Annotated in this window: 21 protein-coding genes; 6 read left to right on the plus strand and 15 right to left on the minus strand. The window is 69.3% G+C overall.

The features are described 5' to 3' along the window. Window position 1 precedes the first annotated feature (1 nt). Both Adu01nite_RS04945 and Adu01nite_RS04950 read right to left on the minus strand, forming a co-directional pair. Window positions 2–685: a response regulator gene (locus Adu01nite_RS04945; protein ID WP_020512993.1), complete on the minus strand. Its 684-nt coding sequence runs from the start codon at window positions 683–685 to the stop codon at window positions 2–4. A 32-nt stretch (window positions 686–717) separates the two neighbouring features. Next, window positions 718–2,010: a sensor histidine kinase gene (locus Adu01nite_RS04950; protein ID WP_203725309.1), complete on the minus strand. Its 1,293-nt coding sequence runs from the start codon at window positions 2,008–2,010 to the stop codon at window positions 718–720. Between the two features lie 203 nt (window positions 2,011–2,213). Here Adu01nite_RS04950 and phoU point away from each other — a divergent pair, with 203 nt between their 5' ends. Further along, window positions 2,214–2,867: a phosphate signaling complex protein PhoU gene (gene phoU / locus Adu01nite_RS04955; RefSeq protein WP_203725258.1), complete on the plus strand. Its 654-nt coding sequence runs from the start codon at window positions 2,214–2,216 to the stop codon at window positions 2,865–2,867. A gap of 67 nt (window positions 2,868–2,934) precedes the next feature. On the opposite strand, the gene Adu01nite_RS04960 is transcribed toward phoU, so the two are convergent. Further along, window positions 2,935–3,681 (minus strand): phosphoglyceromutase, encoded by a 747-nt coding sequence (locus Adu01nite_RS04960; RefSeq protein ID WP_203725260.1) that lies wholly within the window; start codon window positions 3,679–3,681, stop codon window positions 2,935–2,937. 134 nt (window positions 3,682–3,815) lie between these two features. Here Adu01nite_RS04960 and Adu01nite_RS04965 point away from each other — a divergent pair, with 134 nt between their 5' ends. Next, window positions 3,816–5,120 (plus strand): MDR family MFS transporter, encoded by a 1,305-nt coding sequence (locus Adu01nite_RS04965; protein WP_203725262.1) that lies wholly within the window; start codon window positions 3,816–3,818, stop codon window positions 5,118–5,120. Window positions 5,121–5,550: 430 nt separating this feature from the next. On the opposite strand, the gene Adu01nite_RS04970 is transcribed toward Adu01nite_RS04965, so the two are convergent. Then, entirely contained in the window at window positions 5,551–6,042 is a 492-nt protein-coding gene (locus Adu01nite_RS04970; RefSeq protein WP_203725264.1) for a type III secretion system chaperone family protein, read from the minus strand. Then, window positions 6,036–7,301: a D-inositol-3-phosphate glycosyltransferase gene (gene mshA / locus Adu01nite_RS04975; RefSeq protein WP_438871068.1), complete on the minus strand. Its 1,266-nt coding sequence runs from the start codon at window positions 7,299–7,301 to the stop codon at window positions 6,036–6,038. The genes Adu01nite_RS04970 and mshA overlap by 7 nt, the downstream gene beginning before the upstream one ends. Window positions 7,302–7,421: 120 nt before the next feature. Between mshA and Adu01nite_RS04980 the strand changes: the two genes are divergently transcribed. Together Adu01nite_RS04980 and Adu01nite_RS04985 are read left to right on the plus strand one after the other, a co-directional pair. Further along, complete coding sequence (locus Adu01nite_RS04980; RefSeq protein WP_203725266.1) at window positions 7,422–8,177, plus strand: SDR family oxidoreductase; 756 nt, start codon at window positions 7,422–7,424, stop codon at window positions 8,175–8,177. Window positions 8,178–8,186: 9 nt separating this feature from the next. Beyond that, window positions 8,187–8,948: a class I SAM-dependent methyltransferase gene (locus Adu01nite_RS04985; RefSeq protein WP_203725268.1), complete on the plus strand. Its 762-nt coding sequence runs from the start codon at window positions 8,187–8,189 to the stop codon at window positions 8,946–8,948. Between the two features lie 57 nt (window positions 8,949–9,005). Here the strand turns inward: Adu01nite_RS04985 and Adu01nite_RS04990 are convergent, their stop codons facing one another. The 3 genes from Adu01nite_RS04990 to Adu01nite_RS05000 form a co-directional block, all read right to left on the minus strand. Beyond that, window positions 9,006–10,559: a CBM96 family carbohydrate-binding protein gene (locus Adu01nite_RS04990; RefSeq protein WP_239132136.1), complete on the minus strand. Its 1,554-nt coding sequence runs from the start codon at window positions 10,557–10,559 to the stop codon at window positions 9,006–9,008. Between the two features lie 168 nt (window positions 10,560–10,727). After that, a complete protein-coding gene (locus Adu01nite_RS04995; protein WP_203725269.1) occupies window positions 10,728–11,132 on the minus strand; it encodes a response regulator in 405 nt (134 codons plus the stop codon). 37 nt (window positions 11,133–11,169) lie between these two features. Then, window positions 11,170–12,318 carry a S8 family peptidase gene (locus tag Adu01nite_RS05000; RefSeq protein ID WP_239132137.1) on the minus strand — a complete coding sequence of 383 codons (1,149 nt, stop codon included), beginning with the start codon at window positions 12,316–12,318 and terminating at the stop codon, window positions 11,170–11,172. Between the two features lie 246 nt (window positions 12,319–12,564). Between Adu01nite_RS05000 and Adu01nite_RS05005 the strand changes: the two genes are divergently transcribed. Both Adu01nite_RS05005 and Adu01nite_RS05010 read left to right on the plus strand, forming a co-directional pair. Continuing rightward, entirely contained in the window at window positions 12,565–12,777 is a 213-nt protein-coding gene (locus tag Adu01nite_RS05005) for a DUF7455 domain-containing protein (RefSeq protein ID WP_203725271.1), read from the plus strand. A 54-nt stretch (window positions 12,778–12,831) separates the two neighbouring features. Next, on the plus strand, window positions 12,832–14,568 hold the full coding sequence (locus tag Adu01nite_RS05010; RefSeq protein ID WP_203725273.1) for a sensor histidine kinase: 1,737 nt from the start codon (window positions 12,832–12,834) through the stop codon (window positions 14,566–14,568). A gap of 45 nt (window positions 14,569–14,613) precedes the next feature. Here Adu01nite_RS05010 and Adu01nite_RS05015 read toward each other — a convergent pair whose 3' ends face one another. From Adu01nite_RS05015 to flgK, 7 genes are all read right to left on the minus strand, one after another. Beyond that, window positions 14,614–15,438: an SRPBCC family protein gene (locus tag Adu01nite_RS05015; RefSeq protein WP_203725316.1), complete on the minus strand. Its 825-nt coding sequence runs from the start codon at window positions 15,436–15,438 to the stop codon at window positions 14,614–14,616. Window positions 15,439–15,525: 87 nt separating this feature from the next. Continuing rightward, window positions 15,526–16,233 carry a hydrolase gene (locus Adu01nite_RS05020; protein WP_239132139.1) on the minus strand — a complete coding sequence of 236 codons (708 nt, stop codon included), beginning with the start codon at window positions 16,231–16,233 and terminating at the stop codon, window positions 15,526–15,528. Window positions 16,234–16,349: 116 nt separating this feature from the next. Next, complete coding sequence (locus tag Adu01nite_RS05025; protein ID WP_203725276.1) at window positions 16,350–17,909, minus strand: methyl-accepting chemotaxis protein; 1,560 nt, start codon at window positions 17,907–17,909, stop codon at window positions 16,350–16,352. A gap of 54 nt (window positions 17,910–17,963) precedes the next feature. Further along, the gene (csrA, locus tag Adu01nite_RS05030) at window positions 17,964–18,206 is read right to left on the minus strand and encodes a carbon storage regulator CsrA (protein ID WP_203725277.1); all 243 of its coding nucleotides are present in this window, start codon (window positions 18,204–18,206) and stop codon (window positions 17,964–17,966) included. A gap of 82 nt (window positions 18,207–18,288) precedes the next feature. Further along, window positions 18,289–18,687, minus strand: coding sequence for a flagellar assembly protein FliW (fliW, locus tag Adu01nite_RS05035; RefSeq protein WP_239132140.1), 399 nt, complete (start codon window positions 18,685–18,687; stop codon window positions 18,289–18,291). A gap of 41 nt (window positions 18,688–18,728) precedes the next feature. Beyond that, on the minus strand, window positions 18,729–19,640 hold the full coding sequence (flgL, locus tag Adu01nite_RS05040; protein ID WP_203725281.1) for a flagellar hook-associated protein FlgL: 912 nt from the start codon (window positions 19,638–19,640) through the stop codon (window positions 18,729–18,731). A 34-nt stretch (window positions 19,641–19,674) separates the two neighbouring features. Beyond that, the gene (gene flgK / locus Adu01nite_RS05045) at window positions 19,675–21,093 is read right to left on the minus strand and encodes a flagellar hook-associated protein FlgK (RefSeq protein ID WP_203725283.1); all 1,419 of its coding nucleotides are present in this window, start codon (window positions 21,091–21,093) and stop codon (window positions 19,675–19,677) included. Window position 21,094: the final 1 nt, after the last annotated feature.

Consider the following 21,094-nt stretch of genomic DNA (forward strand, 5'->3'; position numbering starts at 1 on the left):
CCTACGGCTCGAACTTGTAGCCGAGTCCGCGCACCGTGACGATGTAGCGCGGGGCGGAGGGCTCCGGCTCCACCTTGGAGCGCAGGCGCTTTACGTGGACGTCGAGGGTCTTGGTGTCGCCTACGTAGTCGGCGCCCCAGACCCGGTCGATCAGCTGGCCTCGGGTCAGCACCCGGCCGGCGTTGCGCAGCAGCAGTTCGAGCAGCTCGAACTCCTTCAGCGGCAGCTGGACGCCGGCGCCGTCGACCGTGACGACGTGGCGTTCCACGTCCATCCGGACCGGGCCGGCGGCCAGCGTCGGGGTGGACACCTCGGCCGCCTCGGTGCCCTGCCGGCGCAGGACGGCGCGGATGCGGGCGACCAGCTCGCGTGGCGAATACGGCTTCGTCACGTAGTCGTCGGCGCCGATCTCGAGGCCGACCACCTTGTCGATCTCGCTGTCCCGGGCGGTCACCATGATGATCGGTACGGCGGAGCGCTGCCGCAGCTGACGGCAGACCTCGGTGCCGGACATTTCCGGAAGCATCAGGTCGAGCAGCACGATGTCGGCACCGGTCCGGTCGAACTGCGTGAGTGCCGAGGTCCCGGTCGGGGCGACCGACACCTCGAAGCCCTCCTTGCGCAGCATGTACGACAGGGCGTCGGAGAACGACTCCTCATCCTCGACCACTAGCACGCGGGCCAATGTGGTTCCTTCCATCTTCCGGCTTCCGGGACTTAACGCCCGGCCGCACCGGACTCGATCTCAATTGCCGCCGGTAACGGCAAGGGGGCTTCGGGGGGTCGCGCCGGCAGGCGCAGGGTGAACGTCGAACCATCGCCGAGTGAACTGGTGACGGTGACGCGGCCACCGTGATTGGTGGCGATGTGCTTCACGATGGCGAGGCCGAGGCCGGTGCCACCGGTGGACCGTGACCTGGCCTGATCGGCTCGGTAGAACCGTTCGAAGATCCGGTCGACGTCGTGCGGGGCGATGCCGATTCCCTGGTCGGCCACGTCGATCTCGACCCACTGCTCGTCCTGACGCAGCGTGATCGACACCGTGGTGTCCTCGCCCGAGTAGGCGATCGCGTTTTCCACCAGGTTGGTCACCGCGGTGGCCACCTGGCTGTCGCTGCCGAACACCGTGGCGCCCTTGGGGCCGGTGTACGCGACGTCGATGCTCTTGGCCGACGCGGTCGTCCGGGTGCGGTCGACCACCTCGGCGATCACCCAGTCCACCGCGACCGGCTCGGGGGTGGGCAGCGGCTCGGCGCCCTGCAGGCGGGTGAGCTCGAGGAGCTCGTTGACCAGCCGGCCCATCCGGGCCGACTCGTGGTGGATGCGCTCGGCGAACCGGCGGGCCGCGACCAGGTCCTCGGACTTCTCGTCGGTGGGCTCCATCTCGGTGGCCGACAGCTCGGTCGCGTCGAGCAGCGCCTCGGCGAGCAGCTGCAACGCGCCGATCGGGGTCTTCAGCTCGTGGCTGACGTTGGCCACGAAGTCGCGGCGGACCCGGGCGAGCCGGTGCGCCTCGGTGACGTCGGCGGCCTCGATGGCCACGTGCGTCGAGTTGAGGGCGACCGCGCGCAGGTGCAGGCCGAGCGGGGCGGAGGCCCCGCCGGCGCGGCCTCGCGGCAGGTCGAGCTCCACCTCGCGACGCACGCCGGTGCGTCGCACCTGACCGGCGAGGGTACGCAGGATCGGGTGCGCCGCGATCGTGCCGGGCGCACCGCCGGAGCGCAGCAGACCCATCGCGCGGGCGGCCGGGTTGACCAGCACCGGGTGATCCTCGGCGTCGAGCACGACCACACCGACGCGCAGCGAGTCGAGACTCTTCCGGCCGAGCCCCTTCATGCCGTGCTTGCCGGCGGGCGACTCGTCGTCCTTTTCGATGGTGCGTCCCCCCTCGTCCGACCGGGATCCGGTGGAATCGACCTGCTCCGGCGCCTTGCGGGCACGGGCAAACGCCACACCCGCGGCCACGCCGACGGCGAGCGCAACGAGGGCAAGCAGAATGCTGTACACCATGTCCACGGAGCGATCGTAGGGTCATTGTTTACCTGGGCAGTACGTCCAACCGGACAAAACGGACGCGTGTCGAATAATGTTCACCACTGCGCCCGGCGTCGTTCATCAGTGTTCACGTTCAAGCCGCCGGGCCGACTTAGCGTAGGCGGCAACCAAGGTCACGCCCTGCCCAAACGGCGGACCCCGACCCCCGGGACAAACACATGCGCGAGGAGTTCCAGGCAGATCTCAACGAGGTCAGCCGCCTGCTGGTGACCATGGCGGAGGCCGTGCGGGCTGCCCTGCGCAAGGCGACCTCAGCTCTGCTCACCGCCGACCTCAAGGCCGCCGAGTCGGTCATCGAACGCGACATCGAAATCGACGCCATCTACCAGCAGGTCGAAACCAAGGTCGCGGACACCATCGCGCGACAGGCGCCGGTCGCCTCCGACCTGCGCATGGTGATCACCGCCCTGCACATCTCCGCCGACCTCGAGCGGATGGGCGACCTGGCCGAGCACGTGGCCAAGACGGCTCAGCGGCGGCACCCGTCGCCGGCCGTGCCCGCCGAACTGCGCCCGGTCTTCAAGGGCATGTCCGAAGTTGCCGACCAGATGGCGGCGAAGATCGCCGACCTGCTGGGCAAGCCCGACGCCGAGCAGGCCGCCGCGCTCGAGAGCGCCGACGACGCGATGGACGAGCTCGAGCGCCAGCTGTTCAAGGTGCTGCTCGACGACGACTGGCCGTACGGCGCGGAGACCGCGATCGACGGTGCACTGCTGGGCCGCTTCTACGAGCGTTACGCCGACCACGCCGTGAACATCGGCGAGCAGCTGGTCTTCCTGGTCACCGGTCAGCCGGTGGACGGCCAGAGCTGACGCTCAGGCCACGAAAAGGCCGGGACGCCACGGGGGCGGCCCGGCCTTTTCGGTACGTATTTACTGCTCAGCGGCCCTGGTTGGCGACCGCGGCCGCGGCGTCCTTGGCCGCCTGCGGGTCGAGGTAGGTGCCGCCCTTGGTGATCGGGTGCAGGTCGTCGTCGAGCTCGTAGCGCAACGGGAAGCCGGTCGGGATGTTCAGCTTCGCGATCGCCTCGTCGGAGATGCCGTCGAGGTGCTTGACGATCGCCCGCAGCGAGTTGCCGTGCGCCGCGACCAGCACGGTCTTGCCGGCCCGCAGGTCGGGCACGATCGCGTCGTACCAATACGGCAGGGCGCGCTCGAGCACGTCCTTCAAGCACTCCGCCCTCGGCTTGAGCTCCGGCGCCAGCTCCGCGTAACGCGGGTCGCTGAACTGGGAGAACTCCGAGTCGTCCTCGATCGGCGGCGGGGGCACATCGTACGACCGGCGCCAGAGCATGAACTGCTCCTCGCCGTACGTCTCAAGGGTCTGCTTCTTGTCCTTGCCCTGCAGTGCGCCGTAGTGGCGCTCGTTGAGCCGCCAGGAGCGCTTCACCGGAATCCAGTGGCGGTCGGCGATGTGCAGTGCGATCTCACTGGTCCGGATCGCGCGGCGCAGCACGCTGGTGTGCACGACGTCGGGCAGGACGCCGTACTCCTTCAGCTGTTCGCCGCCGCGGCGGGCCTCGTCCTCGCCCTTGGCGTCCAGGTCCACGTCGACCCAGCCGGTGAAGAGGTTCTTGGCGTTCCACTCGCTGTTGCCGTGTCGCAGCAGCACCAGAGTCCCTGTCATGACCTCCATCCTGCACCAGCCCGGATCAGCGCGGGCGCCGACCCGGCAGTGGCCGCCGACACGGAGAAAACCGGTTGCCGCGCCCCCTAAGTTGTAAGTGATTAGAGGCCGAACGGCACTTACGGGGAGAGCACGTGCGGGGTTGGTTTCGACATGCCACGGGTGGATTGCCCCGGCAATTCTGGTTCCTGTGGGTTGGCACGCTGATCAACCGGCTCGGGTCGTTCGTGGTGATCTTTCTGGCCATTTACCTGACCAGCGAACGGCACTTCAGCCAGAGCCAGGCCGGTCTGGTCATCGGCCTCTACGGCGTCGGAGGTGCGATCGGGACCACAGTCGGCGGCGTCCTGGCCGATCGCTGGGGCCGGCGGCCCACCATGCTCACCGCCCAGTTCGGTGCGGCGGCGTTGATGCTCACGCTTGGTTTCGCGTACGCGTATTGGCAGATCCTCGCCGTGACGTTCCTGCTCGGCGTGGTGACCGAGGCGGTGCGCCCGGCCTTCATGGCCATGATGATCGACGTCGTGCCGGACCGGGACCGGGTCCGGGCCTACTCGCTCAACTACTGGGCGATCAACCTGGGTTTCGCGCTGTCCGCGGTCGGCGCCGGCCTCGCCGCCAAGGCCAACTATCTGCTGCTGTTCGTGGTCGACGCGGGCAGCACCCTGATCACCGCGGTGATCGGCCTGATCTTCCTGGCCGAGACCAGGCCGGCCCGCCCGGCCGGCGCACGGGTCCGGGCGGCCGACGGCGGGATGCGCACCGCCCTGCGCGACCGCACCTTCGTGCTCTACCTGGTGATCAGCCTGGGCTCGGTCATCGTGATGATGCAGCACCTGTCGACGCTGCCGATCGCGATGGCCGCGGACGGCCTGTCGGCGGCGACGTACGGCTGGGTGATCGCGGTCAACGGGGTGCTGATCGTGCTCGGGCAGTTGTTCGTCCCCCGGCTGATCGAGGGCTACGACCGGTCCCGGGTGCTGGCCCTCGCCGCCCTGATCATCGGGGTCGGCTTCGGGTTGGGCGCCGTCGCGAACGTGGCCTGGTTCTTCGCGCTGACCGTGGTGATCTGGACGCTCGGCGAGATGCTGCAGTCACCGTCCAACGCGGCGACGGTGGCGGCGCTGTCCCCCGTCGCGTTGCGCGGCCGCTATCAGGGCCTGAGCTCGCTGAGCTGGTCGGCCGGGACGGCGCTGGCCCCGATCGCCGGCGGCTTCACCCAGGAACACCTGGGCGACACGGCCCTGTGGCTCGGGTGCTTCGGACTGTGCGCCCTGGTGGCGCTGGGCCATCTGATCACCGGACCACGGCGCGAACGGCGGATCACGCAGCTGCTCGCCGCCTCCGCGCCGGCCGACGCTCCGGAGATTCCCTTCGCGCTGCCACCCGTGGTTGCCGAGCCGGTCGCGGACACCCCGAACACCGAGTCCAGGGTCTGACCGCTGGGCTGGAAGGGGTGGAAACAAAGCACCGGCGGCGGCGGACGACGCCCATCCCCATAGGCGTCGCCCGCACTAACCGCCGGTCTCGGGTCGCGCCGTCCCCCAACGGCATATGCCACCCGTCCCCAAACGCCGGTCGCGGCGATCATTTCTGATCAACCAGTTCCCCGAACTAACGATCCGGCGTCCATTGATTACGCTAGTTGGGGCGGTCAACCCTTACAAGCCACTTGGCTGTCTGCCATCTGTCTGCACCGTCACAGTCACCGACAAATGACCGATCGGCGGATCGCCCGCTCAATCTTCCGGGCGCCTTGACACCCCATCGGTAACCATTCGTTCATCGTTGTTTCGTCGAACGCGGTTTCCGCATGATTATGCGCCGCACCCTATCAATCATGTGATTGATGGGCATCGCGGGCATCAATCACCCAATTTCGGGCACCTCGGGGGCCAGGTGCTTGAAGGCCTGAAGATTTGCCGTCGACTCGCCGCGCTTTACCCGCCACTCCCACTCGCGGCGGATCGAGGTGCCGAAGCCGATCTCCAGCATCGTGTCGAAACTCTCGTCGGCGTAGGTGAGAACGGAGCCCAGCAGGCGGTCCAACTCGTCCTCGTCCAGAGATTTCAAGGACACCCGGCCGGTCAGGTAGACATCGCCGACGGCATCGATGGAGAACGATACGCCGTACATCCGCGCGTTTCGGCGTAACAGCCACGCCCACAACTCCTCGCGGCGTTCGTCCGGCTGGCGCATCACGAATGCCTCGATGCGCAGCGCGTGTTCGCCGACGATCAGATTGCAGGCGGTCTTGAGCTTGTGGGTGCCGGGCAGGGTCACCACGTACGCGCCGGGGGCGGTCGTGTCCCACTCGAGTTCGCGGTCGGTGAGGACCTTTTCGATCAGCGAACTCACCATGCGTACGCCTCCAGGCGCGCGGCGATCATGTCGCGGTGCTGGACCACGGCCTCACGGTAGACCCGGAGCAGGCCCTCGGCCGTACGGTCCCAGGAGAAGCCGGTCGCGTGCGCCACCGCACCCTCGCCCAGGGCCTCGCGAAGCCGCGGAGCGGCGAGCAGCTCATCGAGCGCACGGGCCCAGGCACGCGGGTCGTGCCCGTCGACCAGCACGCCGCTGACCCCGTCGCGCACCGCCGTGACCAGGCCGCCGACCGCGGCCGCCACCACCGGCGTGCCGCACGCCTGCGCCTCCAGCGCGACCAGCCCGAACGACTCGTTGTAGGACGGGATCGCGACCAGGTCGGCCGCCCGGTAAAGGCAGGCGAGGTCGTCGCCGGTCTGCGGCGGCAGGAACAGCACCCGGTCGGCGACGCCGAGCGAGGCGGCCAGCTCGATCAGCGCGGTCGGCCGGTCGAGGCCGCTCCCGCTCGGGCCACCGCAGATGACCACGGTGACGTCCGGGTCGGTCATGAACGGCAGGGCCGCGATCAGGACGTCGGGGGCCTTGAGGGGCTGAATCCGGCCGACGAAAGCGACAATTCGGCCGGACGCCGGGAGCCCCAGCCGGGCCCGATCGCTGTGCCCCGGGCGGAATCGGTCCAGATCGACGCCGGGCTGCACGACCGCGGTCCGGGCCGGTGGCGCGTCGTAGCAGGCGACCAGGTCCTGGGCCTCGAAGCGGGTGTTCGCGACCAGCCGGTCGGACTCGGCGATCACCTGCTCCTCGCCGATCACCCGGGCCTTCGGCTCGGGGCGGTCGCCGGCCGCGAGCCAGCGGTTCTTCACCTTGGCCAGGGTGTGCGCGGTGTGCACGTGCGGCACGCCCCAGCGCTCCCGGGCCAGCCAGCCGACCTGGCCGGACAGCCAGTAGTGCGAGTGGATCAGGTCGTACCGGCCCGGCGGGTGCGCCGCCTCGGCGCGCAGCACGCCGTTGGCGAACGCGCACAGCTGGGACGGCAGATCCTCCTTGGCCAGGCCCTCGAACGGGCCGGCCGTGACGTGCCGGACGGTGACCCCGGGCGCCATCTCGACGACCGACGGCAGATCGCTGCGGGTGGCCCGGGTGAAGATCTCGACCTCGACGCCGAGGCGCGCGAGCCGCTTGGAAACCTCGACGATGTAGACGTTCATGCCGCCGGCGTCGCCGGTGCCCGGCTGCTCCAGCGGCGAGGTGTGCACGGAAAGCGTGGCGATGCGCCGCGGGGTCGGCCAGTCCACCACGTTTTCCTCCCAAAGCTTGTTACGTCTTTGTCAATCTTCCCTGTCCTTGCGCGTGCAACCACCATGCAGGCACCCGCGGGTGACTGAAGTCATCAGCGAGGAGGAAGGATGGGAGCCATGCAGAACATCGCAGTGGTCACCGGCGCATCGAGCGGGATCGGCGCGGCCACCGCCCGCCGGCTGGCCCGGGAGGGCTACCACGTGGTGGCGGCCGCCCGCCGCGCCGACCGGCTGGATGAGCTGGTCAAGGAGATCGGGCCGGCGGCGACCGCGGTCGAGTGCGACATCACCGACGACGCCTCGGTGGCCAACCTGGCCACCGTCGTGGCCGGGCTGGACGGGGCGCTCACCCTGCTGGTCAACAACGCGGGCGGGGCGCGCGGGCTCGACCCGGTGGCGACCGGCGCGGTCGACGACTGGCAATGGATGTACGACGTGAACGTGCTCGGCACCCTCCGGATGACCAAGGCGCTGCTGCCGGCGCTGGTGGCGAGCGGCGAGGGCACGATCATCGCGGTCGGCTCGACCGCGGCGTTCACGGTCTACGAGGGCGGCGGCGGTTACACGGCGGCCAAGCACGCCCAGGCCGCGCTGGTCGGCACGCTGCGGCTCGAGGTGGTCGACAAGAAGGTGCGGGTGATGGAGATCGACCCGGGCATGGTGCGCACCGACGAGTTCTCGCTCAACCGCTTCGACGGCGACCAGGCCCGGGCCGACGCGATTTACGACGGCGTGAAGGAGCCGCTGGTCGCGGACGACATCGCCGACTGCATCGCGTTCATGGCCACCCGCCCGCACCACGTCAACATCGACAAGCTGGTGATCCGCCCGATCGCCCAGGCCGCCCAGCACAAGGTGCACCGGGAGAAGTAGGAGCAGTAGGTGACGAAGCCGGTCGGCGCGATCACCCGGGGGACGACCAATCCCAACCGGCTGCGCCGCGTCGACAACTTCATCGCGTACCGCTGCGGTGATCTTCTGACGGCGGCGGCGAAGCCGCTGGTCATCGACCTGGGTTACGGCGCGACGCCGGTCACGGCGGTGGAGTTGCGCAGCCGCCTGGCGGCGGCGGTGCGAGCGGATGTCGCGGTGGTGGGTCTGGAGATTGATCCGGTACGGGTGGAGGCCGCCCGCCCCTACGCCGATCGGCCGGGCCTGGACTTTCGCCGCGGCGGCTTCGAGCTGGCCGGCCTGCGCCCGGTCGTGGTCCGCGCGCTGAACGTCCTGCGGCAGTACCCCGAGCCGGCGGTGGCGGCGGCTTGGCGGCAGATGACCGCGACCGGTGCGCTGCTGGTCGAGGGCACCTGCGACGAGCTGGGCCGGATCGCCACCTGGGCGGTGGTCGAGGCCGGTCGGCCGCAGACGCTGACCCTGTCGGCCCGGCTGTCCGATCTGGACCATCCGGCGACGTTCGCCGAGCGGCTGCCGAAGGCGCTGATCCACCACAACGTCGAGGGCGAGCCGATCCACGAGCTGTTGCGCGCGCTCGGCCGCGCCTGGGAGACCGAGGCGACCCCGTTCGGCCCGCGTCAGCGCTGGCTGGCGACCTGCCGGCGGATGCGCGACGAGGGCCACCCACTGCGGGACGGCCCCGGTCGATGGCGGCTCGGCGAACTCACGGTGCCCTGGCCGGAAACGGGATAAAAGGTCGGGCCGGTCCTCCGCAGCGGACCGGCCCGACCCCAGGGGGTGGAATAAAGATCAGTTCTTCAGTTCGACGTTGAAGATCGGTGCGGACGCGACCTTGCGGAACGCGTCGAGGCTGTCGGCCGTCGAGTCGACCGCGATGTTGCGGTCACCCTCGTTGTCCTTGGCGGTGTCGAAGTAGACCATCGCCTTGATCTGCGGGTGCTTGGCCAGCTCGGGCAGGACCGTGGCGTACGCCGAAGCCTTGCTGGTCGGGTAGGTGACGCGGTGGTACATGCCCCACTCGGCCACCATGATCGGCTTGCTCGGGTGGTTCTTGACCGACCAGTCGTAGAAACCGAGACCGCCGCCGGTCGGCTGCCGGTCGAGCAGGTCACCGAAGTCGCCGAAGTGGTAGTAGCCCTTCTCCACGCTCACGTACGAGTCCAGGCCGACCCAGTCGACGACGTCGTCACCCGGGTACAGGTCCTTCCACCACGACTGGGCCATCCACTTCTCGTTGCCCATGTAGGCGAGCACGTTGACCACATTGGTCACCCCGTCGGCGCGCAGCCGCTCGATCACGTGCCGGTACATGGCCGCGAAGTCCTTCGCGGTCATCCCGGAGCTCGCGGCGGTCTGCACGTCGTTCTCCGGCTCGTGGTGCAGGGCCAGGAAGAACTTCTGGGTGCCGTAGTTGGCCTTGACGTAGTCGGCCCACGCGTCGATCCGCGCGTCCTTCTGGCCGGCCGCGACCTTGGCCCAGTTGGTGCCGTAGGCGACCTTCCAGTTGAGCAGCAGGACGCGCGGGTGCGCGGCGTCCCGGGTCATCGCGATCTCCGCCTTGGTCGGGAACTTCTCGTCACCCTTGTGGTAGGTGTGGTAGATCGTGGACGTACGGCCGGTGGTCTGCTCCCAGTTCTTCAGGGCGGTGTCGCGGGGCGTGTCGGTGAAGCCGCCGGCCGCCGCACCCCAGAGGACGCCGCAGTTCGGCACGAGCAGGTCGCCGGTGACGCAGGCTTCCGGCTTCGGCTCGACGGTGGTCGCCGGCGTGTAGTTCACGACGAGGCGGGGGCCGGCCTGCTCGCCGGACTCGGCCGACTGGAAGCGGGTCACGGCGGTGGTCGACGCCGAGCGCAGCGCGAACACGTACGTACCGGCCTGGGTCACCACCTTGCTGAGGTCGATGGTCACCGACTGGTCGGTGGTCCGCGGCATCGCCGAGGCGATCGCGGCCGGGCCGGCCTCGGGCTGGGTGGCGGCGGTGATGGTGTTCTCGTTCCAGTCGCCGGTCACCGGGTAGACGCTGACTCGCGCCTCGGCCGGTTTGCCGTCGTAGGGAAGGATCAGCCGGGCGTTGCTGAGCGTCGAGCCGGCCGGGAAAGAGCCGGTCGAGAAGCGTACGAACGAGGTCCGGCTCTCGCCGTCGGTCTCCCCGACCACCAGCTTCTCGGCGGTGCCGAAGTTGCTCTTGACCCGGGTGCTGGAGACGTAGGCGTCGTCGGCGGCGAAGACGGTCCGGATCGCCGGCGTGGTGGTCGCCGCGTCGGCCTGGCCGATCGCCAGGAAGCCGCCGCTCATCGCCGCACCGAGGGCTGCCGCACCCACTACCGCTTGCCTGCGCTTCACTTCATCTCCCCGCGATCGGATCGGTCGTTCCTCGACCTCACCGTCGGCGGGACATGGGTCCCGATTGGGGTAAGCGCAGGTGCAGCACGGGAGCGGGCACTGTGGAATCGGGGACAGCAAAAAAGCGCCGCCGTCAGCGTGACGGCGGCGCTCTCGTGGGACGGGTGGTTACGGTGCGGCGCGCTCGGCGAGCACCGAGCGCAGCGCTTCGATCAGCAATTCGGTGCTGAACGGTTTCTTGACCAGCAGGGCGTCCGCCCCGATCGACCCGTCGGCGACGGCCATCTCCTTGGGTAGCCCGGAGATGTAGACGACCCGCATGGTCGGGCGCAGCTCGGTGGCGGTCCGGGCCATCTCGCCCCCGGAGACACCGGGCAGACCCAGGTCGGTGACCAGGATGTCGATCTCGCCGGGGTGATCCCGGCAGACCGCGATGGCCTGGTGCGCGTCCCCGGCGATCAAGGTTGAGAAGCCGCGCCGATCGAGCATGCGGCGCATGATGTCGCGTAGGTCCTCCTCGTCGTCGACGACGAGGACGGTGGGCCGGTTCTCCGTGTCGGGCGCCTGCGACATGGATCCTCCAGGGTTCGCGTCGAGTTCCCGATTCACGCTATCGCTGCGCGGTTGCACCGCTCAGATAACCGGTGAAGAGAAGCTTGTTCGGCGAACCGGAGCCCGGATTGCGCACCAGACCGGTGCCGGCCTGACCGACCAGATCGTCCCTGACCTGCGCCGGAGTCCATTCCGGGTGCACGCCGAGCACCAGTGCGGCGGCGCCGGCCACGTGCGGGCTGGCCATCGAGGTGCCGCTCATCGACTTGGTCGCGGCGTTCGAACCGTTGGATGCGGACAGGATCCGGACGCCGGGGGCGAAGATGTCGAGACAGGACCCGTAGTTGGAGAAGGACCCACGGACGTCGCCGGCGTCGCTGGCCCCCACCGTGATCGCGGCCGGAAGCCGGGCCGGCGACTGCTTGCACGCGTCCCGGTGGTCGTTGCCCGCCGACACGGCGTAGACGACACCGCTCGCGATCGACCGGCCGACCGCGTCGTCGAGCGCCTTGCTGGTGGTGCCGCCGAGGCTCATGTTGACCACGGCCGGCTTCTTCGCGTGCTCGGTGACCCAGTCGACACCCGCGATGATGTCCGAGTACGAGCCGGAGCCGTTGCAGCCGAGCACCCGGACGGCGACCAGCTTCACGTCCTTGGCCACGCCGTACGTCCTGCCGCCGATCGTGCCGGCCACGTGGGTGCCGTGGCCGGAGCAGTCCTGGGCCACCGGGTCGTTGTCGACGAAGTCCCAGCCGTTGCTCGCCCGGCCGCCGAACTCCTGGTGGCTCACTCGGATGCCGCCGTCCAGCACGTAGGCGGTGACATTCGCGGCGGACGGGGCCGAGTACGACTTCGACAGCGGCAGCACGCGCTGGTCGAGCCGGTCCACGCCCCAGGTCACCGGGATGGCCGCGGCGGCGACGGTGGCGTCCGGTTCGACGTACCGGACGGCCGGGTCGGTGGCGAGCCGGGCCGCCTGGGCTGCGGTCATCCGGGCGTTGAAACCGCCGACTGCCTTATAGGTTTCGGCCACCTGACCCCCGTACACATCAATGAGCGAAGCCGGACTCCCGCCGGGCTGAAGCATCACGATGTAGCTCTTGTCGATGGCGTCGGCGGAGCCGGCGGCCATCGCAGCGCCGGTGGTCCCCCCGACCATGGCGGCCGCGATGCCGGTGAGCAGGGTGAGTCGGGTGGCGATGCGCAAGCTGGTTCCTCTCGTTGGCTTCGGCCCACTCGACGGGGGGAGGCAGGCATGCCGAAGGCTGCTGAGGGGAAATAGTGGGAAGCGTTGGTGGGTTATCAGGGACCAGGCCGGGTGCAGCTTTGGTGCACCGTTTTCGCCCAGCGCGGACGGCCCGGAAGACCGGCAGGAAAGAGCTAATGCTGTGTGGTGGAGGGCCGATCTATCCCGCTGTACCGCTGCACACCGCCACCGAGCAAGGAGAGCGATATGACCAGCCTGCTGTCGCCAGAGATCACCACTGTTCCCGAGCTGACCGACCGCTGCGACCGTTGCAGTGCCGCCGCGAAGCTGGTGGTCGTGCTGACCAGCGGCGGCGAACTCGCCTTCTGCGGGCACCACGGCAACCGGCACCGGGACGACATTGTTCGGGTCGCCGAGCGTATTCAGCTCGAAGAGGGCTACGAGTGGGCCGGTAAGTAAGCGTTTATGAAATAAGCCGCGATATGCTCATTTCCTCCGTAGTGAGGGGCTTATGTGCAGATCGCCGCGCATGATGTGGGCAGGCTCTCCCGGCTGATCGCCGGGGGTGCCGGGTTCGCGGTAGCCGCGGCTGGCCTGCTCACCACAGCTTCCAGCGCGCCGCCGGACTCCGGTCCGGCGGCCGCGCTCGTCCCGGCCGGAATCGCCCTGCTGCTGCAGGCGCTGCCCGCCGGCCGGGTCGTGCGCGCCGCCGCTCTCACGCTGGCCGCCGCCGCCGCCATCATCGGCGCCGCATGGATCTACCAACACCCGGCGGCCGGGGTCGCCATCGCGCTCGCCGGGCTCGGGCTGACCTGCCTCGACATCCGGGTCGCCGTCCGCTTCCGGGTGGCCGACCCGCTGGTCGCCGGTTCGGCCATCATCGCGCTCGCCGCCCTGGTCCCCCGGATGTTCGAGAGTCCGCGGCCCGGCGGCCTGATGGCCCCGGCGGTGGCCGGGTCACTTCTCACGCTCGCCCTCGGCACCGTGCTCGCCCGGCCGGAAACCGGGCCGCTGCACACCGACGCCCCGGCCGGGCCGGGCACCACGATCCGCCGGAAACTGCCCGTCCTGATCGCCGTGCCGGCCATCGCCGGCCTGGTCAGCGCCCTGGCCGCGCGCTCCGGCCTGGGCCGGCCGGCCGCCGCGATCAGCACCGGGGCGATCCTCGCCGCGCTCGCCGCCCTCGGCCTCGCCGCCTATCTGGTGCGCACCCTGGACAACGCCGACCGGGACCAGCGCACGCTGGTCGACGAGTTGCACGACCGGCAGGAGTTCGCGTCCACCCTGCTGCAGTCGATGAACGAGGCCGTCATGGTGCTCGACGCCAACCACCGGGTGATCGACGTCAACCGGCGCTGGCGCGAGCTCACCGGGCACGGACCGGACGAACCGGTCCGGATCGACCCGCCGCCGCTGCCGCCGACCGGTGGCGGCGACTGGCTGATGCCCCGGGTCGACGGCAGCGAGGTTCCGGTGCTGGCCACCGTCGCGACGATCCCGGACGCCGACGGGGAACCGCGGGCGTACGTGGCCACCTACGTCGACATCGCCGACCGGAAGCGGGCCGAGGAATCGCTCGGCGAGCAGAACACCGAGCTGCGCGAGGCCAACGCCCGGCTGGCCACCGCCCTGGCCTTCAAGAACGACCTGACCTCGATGCTGACCCACGACGTGGCCCAGCCGATCAGCTCGATCGCCAGCCTCGCCGAGCTGCTCCGGGCCGACTGGGCCGATCTGCCCGACGACATCCGGCTCGAACTGGCCACGAAGATCGACAAGAACACCCAGCGGCTGATCAAGATGATGAACGATCTCCAGCTGCTGTTCCGGCTGGACACCGGCTCGGTCACCGCGCGGCAGGCGCCGGTGCCGCTGGCCGAGGTGGCCGCCGCGGCCGGCCCGGGCCTGGAGATCTCCATCGATGACGACCTCACCGTGCTGGCCGACCGCGGGCACCTGACCGTGGTGATCCAGAACCTGGTGAAGAACGCGCTCACCTACGGCGATCCGCCGGTGCGGCTGATCGGCACCCGTCGCGGCGATCAGGTCGAGCTGGTGGTGCAGGACAGCGGGCCGGGCATTCCGCCGGAGTTGCTGCCGACCGTCTTCGGGCGCTTCATGCGCGGGGCCGGGCTCGGCCTGTTCATCGTCCGGCACCTGGTCGAGGCGAACGGCGGGACGGTCCGGTACGAGCCGGCCGAGCCGCGCGGCGCCCGCCTGGTCGTGACCCTGGAGTCGGCCCCCATCTGAAAAGGGCCCGCCTCGCGGCGGGCCCTTCCTCTTTCCGCGGGTCGATCACATGTCGTGCGCCGAGCCCCGATCCTCTTCGTTGATCATGCCGTCTCCCCAGGCGTCCTTGTGCGTGGTGCGACCGCCCATCCGGGCGGTACCGCCGGCCGCGCCGCCGCTGATCGGACCGGACCGGCCGATCCGGCGGCCGGGCGCCAGCACGTCGTCGAGATCGTGCTCGTTCTTGATGCCGGGTGCGCTGGTGATGTCCACATTGGTGCCGAGCCGGCTCGCATTGCTCTGCTCACCGGTGCTCGTGCCCCACCCGGCACCGGGATGCGGGTTGCGGTTACGGATCCGCGCGGCCACCGACGCCGGGCTCGCACTCAAGGAATTCGCCGCCAGCGTCTTCGTGCTGGCTCCCGGCAGCGGCCGCTTCGGCGACGGGCTGCGGAGCCCGAAGGCCTTCGGCCGGCCGCCCAGCACGCCGCTCTCCACCAGCCCCTTGAACGTGGTCAGGTCCTCCTTGAGGCGCCTGGTCAGCGAGGCCTGGCCGTGCCGGTCGCTCGGCATCAGGAACGCGATGTCCGCCTCCAACTGAGCGACGACCTGCGTCTTCGTCTCGCCCAGCGGGCGCAGCGTGAGCGTCTCGGCGAGCACCGGTCCCTCCGTGGTCGACCAGGAGACGCGCTCGTCCATGGACCGCTCGGTGATCTGGGCGTCGAACTCGCGACGCTTCCCGTCGACCTCCATGACCCAGTGCGTCCGATCGACGCCGATCGGGGTGACCTCGCGGACGCCACTCATGAACCGCGGATAGTTCTCGAACGCGGCGAGTTGCTCGTACACCGTGTGCAGCGGTGCACTCACCTCGATGGCCTGTTGAACCAAACTCATCGCAGCTCTCCTATGCCTCGGAAGCTTCAATCCGGCATGATCGAGCGTACGGAGACGGCTACTGATCGTGTTCGTTTTCGGTTATACCCGGCGCAGGTACTGCCAGTGGCCGACCTCGGCCGCGTACCGGGCGTCACTCGCGGGAACCAGCGTCACCCGCGCCGCGCGCAGCAGCGCGCTGATCCGCGCCGACGGGCACCGCCACGCCTCGCTGACCTCGACGATCGTGCCGCTCTCCCGGCAGGCGGCGGCGAGCGCGTCGACCATGTCCGGGGTGATCACGGCGTCGTCCAGGCCGACCTGGGCGAGCAGGCTCAGCGGGCGGGCGAGCTGGGTGGGCGCGTAGCGGGAGGCGCGTTCGAGACCACGCACGGTGGCGGTGATCAGGGCCTCGGCGACCTGCTCGGCGGTGAGCTGGCCGGCCGCCAGCATCGACCGGACCTCCCGCGTCGCGAGCAGCAGGCCGGAGGGCAACGGCAGGCGGGACACGGCGACCGAGACCGCCTCGATCTGGCTCAGGTCGACCGGCCAGGCCAGCCAGCCGTCCGGCTGCACGACCTCGACCTCGGCGGCGACCCGCAGCGTCATCTCGGTGCGCAGCTGCGCCCGGCGTACCGCGTCCGCGTAGGCCGACAGCCAGGCGGTGTCCGGACCGACCTGGTCGGCGAAGGTGAGCGCGGTGAGCCCGGCCCGGTCGGCGGCCGAGACGACCACTCCGACACTGTCGCGACCGGCCGCGAACCCGGTGTGCACATGTGCATCCACCGTCAGGTCCAAGGCGTCGATCACTGTTTCCCGCTCTGCGCCCACAAATTGCTCCCAGGCTCGGTGTTCCGTCCTGGATCAGAGTGCTCCGGTGGCGTTGTCAGGCCCGGTCCGTAGGTGGTGCAGTCCGGGTGCCTTCCTCAAAGGCGGAACGCGCCGACCAGTCCGCGCAGCTCGTCGGCGGTGCGGGCCACCTCGGTCGAGGCTTCCCGGGTCTGCTCGACACCCTGCACGGCGGTGGCGCTGGCCGCGGAGACGTCGGCGATGTTGTGCGCGATCCGGGTCGAGCCGTTGGCCACCTCGGCGATGCTGCGGCTCATCTCGCCGGTGGTCGCGGTCTGCTGCTCCACGGCCGACGCGATGGTCGTCTGGAAGTCGTTGATCTGCGCGATGACCTCGGAGATGCGGGAGATGACCTCGACCGCTCCGCCGGTGTCCTGCTGAATCGCGGTGACCCGGGTGCCGATGTCCTCGGTCGCCTTCGCGGTCTCCTGGGCCAGGTCCTTGACCTCGGACGCCACCACCGCGAAGCCCTTGCCGGCCTCGCCGGCCCGGGCCGCCTCGATGGTCGCGTTGAGGGCCAGGAGGTTGGTCTGCTCGGCGATCGAGGTGATCAGCTTGATGACGTTGCCGATCTCCTCGGACGACGCACCGAGCTGGCGGATCGTCTCGGTGGCCCGGGCCGCCTCGGCCACCGCCACCGCCGCGATCTGGGCGGCCTCGCTGGTGTTCCGGGAGATCTCGCGGATCGAGAGACCCATCTCCTCGGAGCCGGCCGCGACCGACTGCACGTTACGGGAGATCTCCTCGGCCTCGGCCGATGCCGCCGACGTCTGCCGGTCGGTGTCGCCGGCCGCCTCGGCGATCTGCGCGGCCACCGCGGAGAGCTCACCGGCGGCGCTGGCCAGTTGGTCGGCGTCCTTGCCGATCGTCTCCAGCGAGCTATGGATCGAATCGAGCGCGCCGTCCAGGCCGATGGCCATCCGGCCGAGCTCGTCGTTGCTGGTGACACCGCTGCGCACGGTGAGATCGCCGGCCGCGACCTGGTCGATGACGGAGCCGAGCCGGCGGACCGGGATCAGGATCGAGCGGGCCATCGGCACCGCGAGCGCGATCATCACGAGCAGGCCGATCCCGGCCACCGACACCACGGTGACCTGGGTCATCTTCGAGATGTGCCGCATCTCGGCGCGCTCCTGGGTGACCAGGGCGTCCACCTCGTCGACCAGCCCGCCGAGCTCGTCGTCGGTCACGTGGTTGCGCTCGGAGATCTCGTCGAGCCGCGACTGCACGGACTTCACGCTCTTCTGGGCGTCGGTCGCGAACTGCGTGATGAACGCGCTGAACGACGTGAAGTCGGCCCGGTAGCCGGCGAACTTGTCGGTCTGCGCGGCCGGCATTCCGGCCGCCGCGACCGCGTCCGCGGCCTCGGTCGACGAGTCGACGTCGTCGCTCACGTCCTGGGTGACGTCCTGGCCGAGCGCGGCCCGGTAGGCGTCCACCTTCAGCTCGCTCTGCCGGGTGTCCAGATGATTCAGGGCGGCGGCACCGGCCTGCAGGCCGACCAGCTTCTCGCCCTGGGTGGTCATCTTGGTCTGGCTCACCACCGTGATGACGGCAAGGGCGGCCAGTACGACCGCGCCGATCGCCACGATCAGCGTCAGGCGCTTGGCGATACCGACATCTGCGAGTCGCGCCATCGATTCCCCCTGGATCCGGGTGCGCCCCGGCGCGATGCGCCGAGGCCTACCCGATCAACCGGATTCCTCCGGCGACTGCAGCATCTTCGTGATCGCCCGGACCGCATCATCGGTGGGCGAGGCCGCCTCGCGGTTGGCCGCCTGCAATTCCCGGAACACTTCCTCACGATGGACCTGGACGTCACGCGGGGCCTGAATGCCCAGCCGGATGACGTCCCCACGCGCCTCGAGGACCGTGATGATCACGTCGTTGCCGATCATCACGCTTTCCCCGGCGCGCCGCGTCAGCACCAGCATCGTCCGGTGCCTCCCCGTGAACGGACAGCAGCATCGTGAGAGGCGCGACCGCGGACCGGGCGGCCGCGCCGGCGCCGGGACGTCAGTAGGCCCGGTGCATGATTGCGCGGACCGGGTAGCCGGAGCCGCTGAGCACGACCTGGACGGCCCGCATGGTGTCGCGGTCGACCACGATCGGCGCCATCAGGTTGGCCGTGGTCTCGTCGGCGCCGGCCGTGATGACCGCCATCAGCAGGAGCCGGTCCGGGTCCTTGGTGTTCAGCGCCTGGAAGACCTCGTCGTCGATCTCCGGGGCGTAGTCCGGGAAGAACGGCTCCGGCGGGGCCACCAGGAAGCGCAGGTCCGGGTCCTGGATGGACGTGAAAGCGTAGAGCAGTCCGTCCTCGTTGAGCCGGACCAGAACGAAGTCGCGGTGTGCCGGGAAACCGGGCATGGGCACCGCCATGCGGATGGTCGGCAGACCCAGCGACGGGTCGATCATGGACGCCTCAATCGGTCGGGACGCGGTGCGAGTACTCATGGTCACCTCAGGAAATCGATGAGCGAGGGCTGGATCACCTTGGCCGTGGCGGCCAGGGCGGCCTGGTACGAGGTCTGCTGGATCTGCAGTTCCATGATCGCCTTGGGCAAATCGACATCCTCGATGTCGGAAAGCTGCGACGACACGGATAACAGATGGTCGTCCGCGGACTGCTTCATCTGTTCAACCCGATTATATCGGGCGCCTACATCCGAAAGAGCTGATTTCAGTAAACCGTGGGCGGTATCGAGGTTCTCCAGACTGGTCTGCAGTCCATCGGTATCGCCGTCTTTAATCTGCTTCGAAATCTGGGATAGCACGGTAAAGAGCTCGGTGTCGGTTCCGGGCTCGCCGAATGCCTCCGGCCCGCTGATCTCGATGCGTACCTTCGCATTGGGACCGACCGTCCGGGTGGTCTGATTCTTGTTGCCGTCGAAAGTGATCTCGCCGGTCGTGCTGTCGGTGCTGTACGCGGCCGATCCCGGTGTGGTGCCGCCGAAGACCGGCCGGTCCATGAACTTCGTGTTGGCCTGGCCGACCAGCGTGGCCTTGATGTTGTCGACCTCTTCGGCCAGGGCGTTGCGGGACTGCGGATCGTTCGCCGCATTCGTGGCCTGAATGGTCAGATCGCGAATCCGGATGATCGAGGACGACGCGTCGCCGAGCGAATCCTGAATGGTGCCGAGCCACCCCAGACCGTCATTGGAGTTGCGGCTGTACTGCTGGGTCGCCCGCACCTCGCCGCGCAATTGCAAGGAGGTGACCGTTCCGGTCGGCGAATCCGACGGCCGGGTCAGCAGTTTGCCACTGGAGATCTGGCTCTGCAGTTTCTGCCCGCGCGAAAGGCTGCGCTGAAGATCGCCCAGCGCCTTCGTCGTCATGCTGGTTTCGGTGACCCTGCTGGAAATGGTCATGCATTACCCCCCGCTGTCGTCGGCCGGCCGCTGATTACCGGCCGACCAGGCCGGTGCGGTTGATGAGCTGATCGAGCATCGAGTCGATCGTGGTGAGCACTCGGGAGGCCGCCTCGTAGCCGCGCTGGTAGGTGAGCATGTGGGTCATCTCCTCGTCGAGGTTGACCCCGGACTCGCCCTGCCGGGACGTGTCCACCTGCTCCTTCACCGCGTCCTGGATCTCGCTGCGCCGTGCGGTCGCCTGGGCCGAGACGCCGAGCTTGCCGATCATCGTCTGGTAGACGGCGTCCGGACCGGCGCCGGAGGCGCCCACGTCGGAGAGCTTGTCGGCAATGCCGTGGTCGATCGCGGCCACCGTCTTGTCCGGGTCGCTCGGATCGCCCGACGAGAAGGCGACCTGGTCGGCCGAGGTGATGTTCACCTTAAGACCGGCCGCCGTCGTGCCGACGAAGAAGGGTGTGGCATCGCCCTTGGTGCCGTCGACCGTGTAGCCGTCCGCGACCGCGTCGTTCACCGTGCTCGCGACGCTGTCGGCCACCTTGTCCAGCTCACCGGAGATGCCGTAGAGGACGTTGTTCATCGTGTCGAGCATCGCGCCCATGGTGCCACCGGCCCCGGCCTTCAGGCCGCCGCTGTCGGTCCACTCCAGCGCCACCTTGTCGGTGTCGTTGACCGCGTCCAGCGTGACCGGGCCGGTCATCTCCAGCGATCGGGCCTGGAACTTCTCGACCAGCGCCGTGCTGCCGAGGTAGACGTTGACCGAGCCGTCGTCCTTGAGCTGGGCGGTCGCGCCGGCCAGCTCGGACAGCTGCATGACCTGCAGGTCGCGCTTGTCCTGGAGCTCGTTGGCGGGCAGGCCGGCCTTCGTCGCGATGACGATCTGGTTGTTCATGTCGGCGATCCCGCCGGCCAGCGTGTTGACCTGATCGACGTACGCGCCCATCTGGCTGTGCTGCGCGTCGAAGTGGTTGGAGAGGGCGGCATGCGCGTCGTTCAGCGTGGTGGCCACCGTGTTGCTGCGCTCGATGAGGGCGCTGCGGGTGGACGGGTCCTGCCAGTTGTTCGCGACGTCGTTCCAGCCGTCCCACATGTCGTGCAGGCGGGCCTGCAACGCCGTGTCGCTCGGCTCGGACAGCACGCTCTCGATCTGGTCGTAGGTGCCCTTCGCGCTGGACAGGTACGCCGAGTTCGCGTGCTCGACCCGGCCGCGGTCCTCCAGGTACTGATTGCGCCCGCGGTCGATCGAGGCGACCGAGACACCGTTGCCGGTCTGGTCGGTCGTGGCGTAGATGCCGGGGTTCAGGCTGCCGGTCTGCGCCTGCATGCGGATGCGCTGCCGGGTGTAACCCTCGGTGTTGACGTTCGCGATGTTCTGCCCGGTGATGTCCAGGCCGCGCCGCTGCGCATAGAGCGAGCTGAGCGCCGTGTTGATACCGCCGAAAGTGCTAGCCATC

The organism is Paractinoplanes durhamensis (assembly GCF_016862175.1).
Taxonomy (GTDB): Bacteria; Actinomycetota; Actinomycetes; order Mycobacteriales; family Micromonosporaceae; genus Actinoplanes; species Actinoplanes durhamensis.

What these genes read in the sequence shown, in the direction of transcription:
- Adu01nite_RS04950 (WP_203725309.1), bottom strand. Translation starts at nt 2,010, where the DNA reads ATGGTGTACAGCATTCTGCTTGCCCTCGTTGCGCTCGCCGTCGGCGTG.
- phoU (WP_203725258.1), top strand. Translation starts at nt 2,214, where the DNA reads ATGCGCGAGGAGTTCCAGGCAGATCTCAACGAGGTCAGCCGCCTGCTG.
- Adu01nite_RS04960 (WP_203725260.1), bottom strand. Translation starts at nt 3,681, where the DNA reads ATGACAGGGACTCTGGTGCTGCTGCGACACGGCAACAGCGAGTGGAAC.
- Adu01nite_RS04970 (WP_203725264.1), bottom strand. Translation starts at nt 6,042, where the DNA reads ATGGTGAGTTCGCTGATCGAAAAGGTCCTCACCGACCGCGAACTCGAG.
- Adu01nite_RS04980 (WP_203725266.1), top strand. Translation starts at nt 7,422, where the DNA reads ATGCAGAACATCGCAGTGGTCACCGGCGCATCGAGCGGGATCGGCGCG.
- Adu01nite_RS04995 (WP_203725269.1), bottom strand. Translation starts at nt 11,132, where the DNA reads ATGTCGCAGGCGCCCGACACGGAGAACCGGCCCACCGTCCTCGTCGTC.
- Adu01nite_RS05005 (WP_203725271.1), top strand. Translation starts at nt 12,565, where the DNA reads ATGACCAGCCTGCTGTCGCCAGAGATCACCACTGTTCCCGAGCTGACC.
- Adu01nite_RS05025 (WP_203725276.1), bottom strand. Translation starts at nt 17,909, where the DNA reads ATGGCGCGACTCGCAGATGTCGGTATCGCCAAGCGCCTGACGCTGATC.
- csrA (WP_203725277.1), bottom strand. Translation starts at nt 18,206, where the DNA reads ATGCTGGTGCTGACGCGGCGCGCCGGGGAAAGCGTGATGATCGGCAAC.
- fliW (WP_239132140.1), bottom strand. Translation starts at nt 18,687, where the DNA reads ATGATCGACCCGTCGCTGGGTCTGCCGACCATCCGCATGGCGGTGCCC.
- flgL (WP_203725281.1), bottom strand. Translation starts at nt 19,640, where the DNA reads ATGACCATTTCCAGCAGGGTCACCGAAACCAGCATGACGACGAAGGCG.
- flgK (WP_203725283.1), bottom strand. Translation starts at nt 21,093, where the DNA reads ATGGCTAGCACTTTCGGCGGTATCAACACGGCGCTCAGCTCGCTCTAT.